Origin of the sequence: Methylorubrum sp. Q1 (assembly GCF_004683995.1) — a bacterium.
Classification (GTDB): Bacteria; Pseudomonadota; Alphaproteobacteria; order Rhizobiales; family Beijerinckiaceae; genus Methylobacterium.
In genome coordinates this window covers 1-8,462 of sequence record NZ_SRHQ01000054.1, presented here as the reverse complement: position 1 = coordinate 8,462, position 8,462 = coordinate 1, and the positions used below count along the sequence as shown (strand labels likewise).

The 8,462-nt window shown below is 65.3% G+C and carries 6 protein-coding genes; all 6 read right to left on the bottom strand.

The window, feature by feature from the left end:
* Nucleotides 1-283 precede the first annotated feature (283 nt).
* The 6 genes from E4V01_RS24895 to E4V01_RS24865 all read right to left on the bottom strand — a co-directional run bounded on the left by E4V01_RS24895 (nt 284) and on the right by E4V01_RS24865 (nt 8,339).
* Nucleotides 284-2,428 carry a helicase-related protein gene (locus E4V01_RS24895; protein ID WP_135300233.1) on the bottom strand — a complete coding sequence of 715 codons (2,145 nt, stop codon included), beginning with the start codon at nt 2,426-2,428 and terminating at the stop codon, nt 284-286.
* A 1,215-nt stretch (nt 2,429-3,643) separates the two neighbouring features.
* Nucleotides 3,644-4,294 carry a hypothetical protein gene (locus tag E4V01_RS24890; protein WP_135300232.1) on the bottom strand — a complete coding sequence of 217 codons (651 nt, stop codon included), beginning with the start codon at nt 4,292-4,294 and terminating at the stop codon, nt 3,644-3,646.
* A gap of 109 nt (nt 4,295-4,403) precedes the next feature.
* The gene (locus tag E4V01_RS24885) at nt 4,404-6,557 is read right to left on the bottom strand and encodes a methyl-accepting chemotaxis protein (RefSeq protein ID WP_193763310.1); all 2,154 of its coding nucleotides are present in this window, start codon (nt 6,555-6,557) and stop codon (nt 4,404-4,406) included.
* 547 nt (nt 6,558-7,104) lie between these two features.
* On the bottom strand, nt 7,105-7,386 hold the full coding sequence (locus E4V01_RS24875) for a hypothetical protein (protein ID WP_135300231.1): 282 nt from the start codon (nt 7,384-7,386) through the stop codon (nt 7,105-7,107).
* A 299-nt stretch (nt 7,387-7,685) separates the two neighbouring features.
* The gene (locus tag E4V01_RS24870; protein ID WP_135300230.1) at nt 7,686-8,099 is read right to left on the bottom strand and encodes a type II toxin-antitoxin system HicB family antitoxin; all 414 of its coding nucleotides are present in this window, start codon (nt 8,097-8,099) and stop codon (nt 7,686-7,688) included.
* 60 nt (nt 8,100-8,159) lie between these two features.
* On the bottom strand, nt 8,160-8,339 hold the full coding sequence (locus tag E4V01_RS24865; RefSeq protein ID WP_135300229.1) for a type II toxin-antitoxin system HicA family toxin: 180 nt from the start codon (nt 8,337-8,339) through the stop codon (nt 8,160-8,162).
* Nucleotides 8,340-8,462 lie beyond the last annotated feature (123 nt).

Here is an 8,462-nt window from a genome sequence, read left to right as displayed (position 1 = left end):
GCCGACACAACCCATCCGACCCCAAGCCCGCTGGCCCAAACGCCCGCGGGCCTTCCGTCGTGCACGCCACCCGACACCGCACTCTCCGCACTCACCGCGCCGCCGTCCCCGCAAAGCCCGACGGAAGGGGAGGGGGCTTCGCATCAAGCGCGATCTCAGGCCACAGCCAAAACACAGGCCAGGGGAACGTTGAAGAGCGCCCTCGAAACCGCGCGCGGACAAATCGGTTGAGCCGCGGGATCACCCGCTCCCCCGAGCGGAGCCCAATCCCCTTGAAACGCGATCACCGCGTTCCTCCGGCTCGCCTTCCCCGACGCTCCGCCTTGCGCGTCGCCGTCTGCTGCAAGTGATGCTCGATCGCGTCGTTGGCGTAACGGCGCATATGACGAGTCGCCTCGATGTCATCGAAGGTTTCGGGGAAACGCCGCGCCAGCCATAGATAGGCGCTGGCGAGCTTCACCGTCCGCTCCTGATAATCGAGTTCGCCGGTGACGCTCGCCCGCAGGGCGGGGACGGTCGTCCCGGCCGCGCGAACCTGACTCCAGCGCTCCAGCATACCCATCGCGATCTCGTCGCGCCGATTGATCGGACAGACTGAGAAGATGAACTTTTCCTCGATCGGCAGCCGAGCGCGGTCGATGGTCCGTGCGATCTCAAGAACCTCTTCGAGCGCCGACGGCTGGAACGGCGAGCCGGCGTAGAAAGTGGCGCGCGCGAAATGCGTCATCACTTCATAGAGGCTCGGCGTCCGCATCTCGTCGGCCACGGAGCGGATCGCGGTCAGATCAGGGCGTACGTAGAAGCGCGTGTCGGCCGCCGGCGCCGTCGGTGCCCCAGCCAAGGCGGTTCGGATCGGCTCGACGGCGGTCGGCTCGGTCGCCGCCACATAGCCGACATCCTGATGCCCGTAGCGCCCGGCCCGGCCGGCGATCTGCCGGATCTCGGAATTGGTGAGCACGCGCTCCTGGACGCCGTCCCACTTGCGCACGGTCGAGAAGACGATCCGCTTCAGGGGCCCCAGATTGAGGCCCATGCCGATTGCATCCGTCGTCACCAGAACGTTGGCCTCACCGGACCGGAACCGCGCCGCCTCGGCGCGGCGAACCTCCGGCGACAGGGCGCCGTAGATCGTCGCGACCCGGTGGCCGCGAGCGACCAGGATTTCACGATTCTCGTGCACAGCCCGGCGGGAGAAGGCCACCACGGCATCACCCGGCTCGACCTTCTCCAGGGGAACGGGTTCGTCGAGAAGCACGAGCGGCGATTTGCGCTCGAAGTTGATGACTTCGAGCGATTCGTTGGCGGCTTCGGCGGCGCGGCGGACGTAGGAGAGGGCATCGTCCGATCCGCAGACGATGACAGTCCTGGCGGGAACACCGAACAGGGCGTTCGTCCAGGCCCACCCGCGGTCCGGGTCGGAGAGCATCTGGATTTCGTCGATGACCGCGACATCGATCGGGCGGGTCAGGTCGGCCGTCTCGATCGTCCGGGCCGTATGGGTTGGTTCGAACTCGCCCAGCACTTCCTCGCCCGTGACCATGCCGGCCCGAAGGCCGCGCTCGCGCAGCGCCTCGTAGTTTTCAAGCGCCAGGAGCCGCAGCGGTGCCAGGTAGGCGCCGGTCGGGGCGGCGCTCAGCGCTTGGAGAGCCGCATAGGTCTTTCCCGAATTCGTGGGACCCATGTGGAAGAGGATGCGCCGGTTCAGCCGGCGGGCGGCGGCGAATTTCTCGATATAGGCACCGAACCCGACTTGATCCCGCAGGCGCCGCAGGCGTGAGCCCTCGCGCGCCACGGCTTTTGCGCGCTGGCGGACCGGCGTGAGGGCATCCGCGAGGGAACGGGCCAGCTTCGGACCGAAGTTGAACGGGCGGGAGCGCAGCGAGCGGTCCAGATGCTCGAGATAGGCCGCCGCATCGGCGCCCACCTCGCGAAGATCGACGAGGATCTGAGACCTGAGCCGATCAACCGGCTTGCGCAGGTCGCGCGTGATCTGGACTGCCATCTCCGTTACGGCAGCGCGCAGTTCTTCCAGCCGGCGCGTCGGATCGTTCCGCGCCGCCATGCCTTGGAGGATCTCGGCGATGATCGGGTCCGGCGCGGCATCGATACGCACGTCCATGCGGCCGGCATCGAGCAGCGGGATGCCGACCCGGACGGTCCAACGGATGCTCTGGTCCTTGGCCACAACCGCCTTGAGGGCAGGGACCGCTCGCTTGACGGCCGGAATGCCGGCCTCGATGAAGGCACGCGCCGTCTTCATCTCGCGCAGAGCGAGCGCCACACGCTCGTCCTCGACGGCCGCTCCGAATTCCGGCAGTTCGAGGTGGATGCGCAAAGCCTCGACATCGATGTCGGCCGGGGACAGGCCGAGACGGCCGGCGGCCTCGATCAAGCTTTCGGCTGTGGGGCGGAGACGCTTGCGGGCCATGCACTCACTCTCGACGACGTCTGTCCCAAAGCCGGATCTCTCGGCCTCACCTTGCTCCGTTCATAACCCGTTTTTGCCGGGGTGTTCTCCGGGGTGACGGAAGAAGGCGCCGGAGAAGGCCCCAAGGACAACACATGCCTCGAAAGCGTGATTCTCGGAAAGGTCAGCTGTGCTGCCAGAGCCGTATTCGTAGGCTGCCTTTCACGTGCGGAATCGCAGCCCAGAACAGGTGCTCGATCGGCCGCGACAAGGGGGTGCCGGTGACGAAGCTCGTCCTCTCGCAGAATTCCGATGGTTTCTGGACGGTTTCGACGGCAGGGCTTGTCGTCACGGGCTTGCGCCGACACGAGGCGGAGGCATTTATCGCGTCTTACGAGCGTTGTTCGGCCCGATCTGAGCTGCTGACATCATCGCGATGCTCGTGCCGATGACATGCTTTGATTGGTCGATCTCAACCAGAGCGCCCGTGCCCTTTTGGTAACAGTGGAGTTAACCATTTTCGCCTAAAAGGCCTGTTCACACCAATGGACAAGCCTTCATGACGAGAACTGCTCCGAAGCCGGCCGCCCGCAAGCCGGATGCTGCAAAGTCTGCGTCCTGGAGCGATTACGACCCGTACTTCTCGCCCCGCAAGGCGCCCGCCGGCTCACAGGGGAGACCGTCCGCCCCCGCTTTGAACCGCAGCAACAGCCCGTATTTCCCGAGATTGTCAGGCGTATCGCAGGGCTGATCGTCGGCTCGAGGCGAGGGGCCGTATCGGGCGCTGTATCCGTGTTGCCGGAGACACTGATGCCCATGAGCGCAGCACGCACACATCGACTTGGCATCGTGAAGCCTCGCCAATAGAGCATCGTGCTGGAAATCAAATCCAGGACGATGGTCTATCGTCCTGTTTTCGCATCATCTTTTTCCGAAAGCCGGAGGCTACCGTTCGGGATGATGCTCTCGGACGCCCCCACGAAAAAGCCCCGCCGCGGCTGGGCCGGGCGGAGCAAGGTGGGATTTACGAAACCCGCTGGAGGCGGGCATGAGGTAGACGGGCAGTCAGGGGTGTTCAGTCCGGCGGCCCTGCCCCACGCGCAACGCACGCCGCGCGCATCCCTTCTGAATCATGGCGATGCCAACCGATTGGGCCAACGCACCAGGAGCCGCGCTGAGCGCTTGAGGTCGAGCCGCTCGATCAACGTCTGCTTTGACGCGCTCAGCGGCACCGCCCTACCGGACCACTCGTCCCGGCAGAATGTCGGCCTCAGGGGCGGCTGCGTCCCATTGGCGGTCTTGCTCCCGCAGTCGCTCCGCACGCTCGCGCGCACGCGTCGTCTCCGGCGTCGCTTCAATTTCGGGCGCCGCCGCAACGCACGTCACACGCGGCCGTTCCGGCAACAGCGCTCGGATGAGAGCCGCGGCGATCCTGTCGAGGTCGGGTGCGGGGAGATCGAGTTCTTCCCTGATATCGGCACACCGCTTCAAGGCCAGATCGGCGCAGGTCTCGCCGGCCCAGCCGAATCGTCCGCCCGGCATGGCGCGCAGCCGCTCCAGCCGCCGCCCGTCGGTCGCGGTGCCGTCATGGAAGGCTCTCGCGCCAGGGACCAACCGCGCGAGTTCACGGAGCAGATGGACCCGGATTGCGCAGACCCGCACCGGGCCGATCTTGCGCACCGCCATAAGCTCGACCGGCGACGCGAGCGCCAGCGCGGCCAAGTCGGCGAAACCGGCCTTACGCAGCCGGGCCCGGAGCGAGGCCGTCAGCAGTCCGCGCCCGTAGCCGCCGGCAGCGAGGCGTTCGGCGGCTTTCTCTGACAGGCTGTCAAAGAGAGGCAGATGCGCGGAGACCTCGTCGAAGAGCGTGGGCTGGAGCTTTCTCATGCCTTGGCAGGATCGTTTCACCCGCTCCTACCGTGACCGCTCGTCGATGTCTCTGGCGTTGCACTCTGCCCCGGGTTGATGCTCGTCGCCCTCGGACGAGTTCGTTCCCTTATGCGGCACGCACATTGGCCAGGAATTTCTCGACCTCGGATCGCAGGACGGCTGACTGATCCGCGAGGCCGTCGGCGGCGGTTGCGACCGCTCGAGCGGCCTGGCCGGCGCCTTCGGCCTCCTGTGCGACCTCCGCGATGTTGGTCGTCACCTCGACGGTTCCCGTCGAGGCCTGGGACATGCTGCGCACGATCTCCTGGGTGGTCGCACCCTGCTCCTCGATCGCGGTCGCGATGTTCGTCGTCACGCTGCGCATCGCCTGAATCTGCCCTGCGATGTCTTGGATCGCCTGCGAAGCACCCTCGGTTGCGCCCTGGATCGCGGTGATCTGCTGGCCAATCTCGTCGGTGGCCCGCGCCGTCTGGCTGGCAAGCTCCTTCACCTCAGCCGCGACGACCGCAAATCCGCGCCCGGCTTCGCCCGCACGGGCCGCCTCGATCGTGGCGTTGAGCGCCAGAAGGTTGGTCTGGCTGGCGATGGTCGAAACCAAACCGACCACGTCCCCGATGCGGGTCGCGGCTTGGGCGAGCGCGGCCATCGTCTCCTCGGTGCGGGAGGCGGCCTGCACGGCCGCAGCGGACATGCCGGTGGCCTGCTCTACTTGCCGGCCGATCTCCTGGACGGTCGCGCCGAGCTCTTCTGCCGCCGTCGCCACGGCATTGACGTTGCTGGCCGTCTGGTGGGCGGCGCCGGCGACGCTGGTCGAACGTTGCGCCGTCCCCGACACCGCGTTCTGCATCGTCGCGGCCGAGTTCTGCAGACCCGCGACGGCTTGTGCCACCCCGGCGACGATGCCCCCCACGGAGTGCTCGAAGCGGTCGGCGAGGTCGCGCAGAAGGGTGCGGCGCGCTTGCTCTTCGCGCAGCCGTGCGGCTTCCGTCGTCTTGAGCTGCTGGGCGGCCTCTTCCAGAGACATGTCGCGGATCGTCACCACGGCGCGGGCGATGTCGCCGATCTCGTCCCGGCGTCGGCTGCCCGGCACCTCAGCCAGCGTCTCGCGAGCGGCGAGGGCGGTCAGGGCTCGGGTGAGCGCACTGAGCGGCCGGACGATCGAGCGGGCGAGGAGCAGCCCGAGGATGGCCGTTCCCATGAGCACGACGAGCGCGGTGAGGGCGAGCGTGCGCGAAAGGGTCTGCGCCGCACCGACGGCTTCCGCCTCCGTCTGCTCCGCCACCACCGTCCAGGGCGCGCCCAGCACCGAAACCGTGGCGCTCGCCGCCATGTGGCGTCCGTCCGCCGCCGGATAGGTGAAGCTTCCGCCGGCGAGTTGCGATGCGGACAAGCCAAGGTCCGAGATCGGCGCGCCGGCCTTCACGGCCGGATTGAGGGGAGGATTCGAGCGGAGGCGGGCATCGGCGCCCGCTGCCAGGATTTGCCCGGTTTCGCCCAGACCTGCCCTTTTGGCGAGCGTCCGGTCGAACAGGGCAGGAGTCACACGAAGGGCGACGAAGCCAATCCGCTCCACCGCCTGCGCGGTGCCCATGGCGACGTTGGCTCGCTTGGTCATGGCCCGGCCGATGAAGGCCGAAGGTCCGCCGCCGACCGGATAGGCCGCGAAATCCTCGAACGCCATCGCCGCCGGATCCTGGCTCTTCAGGCGCTCAACGAGGCGCGCGAGCCCGGTTTCCTTGAGGTTCGGATCGGCGAGAGACTTGCCGAAGTCGTTGCCTTTGGTCGTCGTGTAAACGATGCGTCCGCTTTCATCGAGGAAGATCAGATCGGCATATCCCGGTTCGGCGACGATGCGGCGGGCCACTTCCTGTACTTTAACGTGCCGTCGACCGTACATCGCGGTCGCGGGCGTGCTGTCCAAAGCAACGCGCGCCTCGAGCGTCGGGGGGCTCTGGAAAGCCTCGACGATGCCTGCAAAATCGGGCTTCGACGGGTCGAGGGTCTCAACGAGATCGGGGAAGTTCGAGACGATCTGCGGATGGCCGGCGGCCGTCAGAAAGTCCGCCTGCATTCTGTCTGCCACAAGCTCAATACCATCGCGTCGAGCGGCCGCAGCGAGTTCCAGACGGGCCCCAGCCGCTTCGATGAGACCTGACCGGGCCGATGACCAGCTGAAACCACCCATCGCCGCAGCGCTTAAAAGGGCGAGGCCAATGGTCGTCGCAGGCAAGCGGACCCCGAGCCGGGATGCAGTGATCATAGTTAGGCAGGCCAGGTTGGAATTCGTCGGCACAGAGTAGTGCCTTCCCGACGCTTAAGTTTTTAATAACGGCTGGGCGGGCGATAGATCAGAGATAGGTTCGATCCCGGAATTTTGGGAATTCAAGCACCATGCCTGAAACGCAGGTGTCGAGCCGTATCTCGAAAGGTCGGGAGGAAATACCCTAGCTGCACTTCGAAAGGCCATCTCGGACGCGCTGCATGACGCTGTCGAATGCCGACATAAGAGTGCCTCACAAAACTCCCGGTCTCCGACCCTTCTCGCTCTGGCGACGACGGCGCGGCGGGAGTTTTGTGAGAGACGCTCAACTGGAGGCCGCCGAGCGGGCAGCTTCGCGGGGATACACGCGGCAAACGCCTATGGCGCGAATGACAGGGACACCCTGCAACGAGAGCGCATTCCGACGAAGTGGTCACCGGTTCGTCGAAGAATTGGCGTCAAAAAAGAGGTTAGAGACGCCGACCTGATGCAAAGGGGTCGGATACATCTATAAGGCAGCCCGTTCCTTTCAGAGCGGGAACGTGCGCTATCCTGTGGCCCGGCCGAGGTTGCGATCGTTGATCGCGGTACCCATCACGAGCTGTCCGGTTCGGCCGCCCTGCATTCTGCCCGCCGATGCCTGCCCTCGGGCGGCGCCGAACGTCAAAGCTTCGACTTTCAGGCCCCTGCGCATGGTGTCCGGAAGATCGGAGTTGTCGTAGTAGCCCGCGTCATGGGCCATCGCATCCATGGCCTGGATTTCGTTGGCAGCCGCGCCAGTCCAGAGAATCGCGCCCGTTCCGCCCTGGCGAATTTGGAAAACCGACATCGTCGCTTCCTCACTGGGTGTTCCAGGATGAGACGCGCAAGTCGAGCCGTCGTTCCCCGCAATGAAGCCGGGACCGAGCGGCAGTCATGTACCTATCGGTAAAGCCAAGGTGGTACGGCGCCAACACGCGGGCAGGGATCGAAGGCTAAAATCGGTTTGATTTTAGTGTTTTACAGGTATCTGGCGGAGGGAGCGTCCGCCAGATTAATTTTTGCTTTCATCTAAGTGATTGTTAGCTACGAATTGGTGTTCGAATGTTGGACGTTGTGTTGGCCACTGAAAGCGGCTGATGGAATGGGTCAAGCGCCCGTTCCATCGCCCGTTGCCGCTTCGAGCGCACGCTCGATGAAGCCAGATCGGGTGAGCCCGGCCGCTTCCGCCGCTTCGTCGGCGACGCGTAGCAGGCCCTTGTCGATCGTGATGTTGATGCGCAGCCGCTCACCCGGGACGCGCCTGGGGGTGACGAGCTGCGCGAGCGCACCAGCGGGGAGCGCTTCCGGATCGGCAGAGATCGCCGCCCAGGTGCGGGGAGGGGGCACAGGGTCGCCATCGTCGCGCAGGGCCGCGAGGTGTCCGGACAGCGCCTCGCGCCCCGCGTGGACCGCATCCTCGAAGCTGTCGCCGGCTGACACGCAGCCGGGCAGGTCGGGAAAGGTGACACCCCAGGAGCTACCGCCCTCGGGGGGATGGAGGATCGCGAAGTAGGAATTCATGAGAACCACCGATGAATACAAACGAGGTGAAGCGGAACGAAAGACACGGGTAGGCGGGGCTCAGAGCCCCGCCGCTTTCTTGATGGACGCGACCGTTTTGGGGTGCATGTCCTTTTTTGGATGGGGAACCGTGATCTTCCCCGGTTTATTCCGATGCTTGAAGTGGCGATGGCTTCCAGTTGTCGAGTGCCAGACCCACCCTTCCGCTTCCAAGGCCCGAATGAGTTCTTTCGAGTCCATGTCTCCGTTTCGCTTTGGTAAGTATGTAGTACACACGAAATGGCGGTAGCGCAAGCAGATATGTGTATTATGTGTGTAAAAATTAGAACCCGGGGCGGAAACCCTGCCGCATCGAGCCTAGTG

Bases quoted from the DNA above. Each gene is read 5' to 3' on its own strand.
- E4V01_RS24875 (WP_135300231.1), bottom strand. From the start codon at position 7,386: ATGTCGGTTTTCCAAATTCGCCAGGGCGGAACGGGCGCGATTCTCTGG.
- E4V01_RS24865 (WP_135300229.1), bottom strand. From the start codon at position 8,339: ATGGACTCGAAAGAACTCATTCGGGCCTTGGAAGCGGAAGGGTGGGTC.
- E4V01_RS24895 (WP_135300233.1), bottom strand. From the start codon at position 2,428: ATGGCCCGCAAGCGTCTCCGCCCCACAGCCGAAAGCTTGATCGAGGCC.
- E4V01_RS24870 (WP_135300230.1), bottom strand. From the start codon at position 8,099: ATGAATTCCTACTTCGCGATCCTCCATCCCCCCGAGGGCGGTAGCTCC.
- E4V01_RS24890 (WP_135300232.1), bottom strand. From the start codon at position 4,294: ATGAGAAAGCTCCAGCCCACGCTCTTCGACGAGGTCTCCGCGCATCTG.
- E4V01_RS24885 (WP_193763310.1), bottom strand. From the start codon at position 6,557: ATGATCACTGCATCCCGGCTCGGGGTCCGCTTGCCTGCGACGACCATT.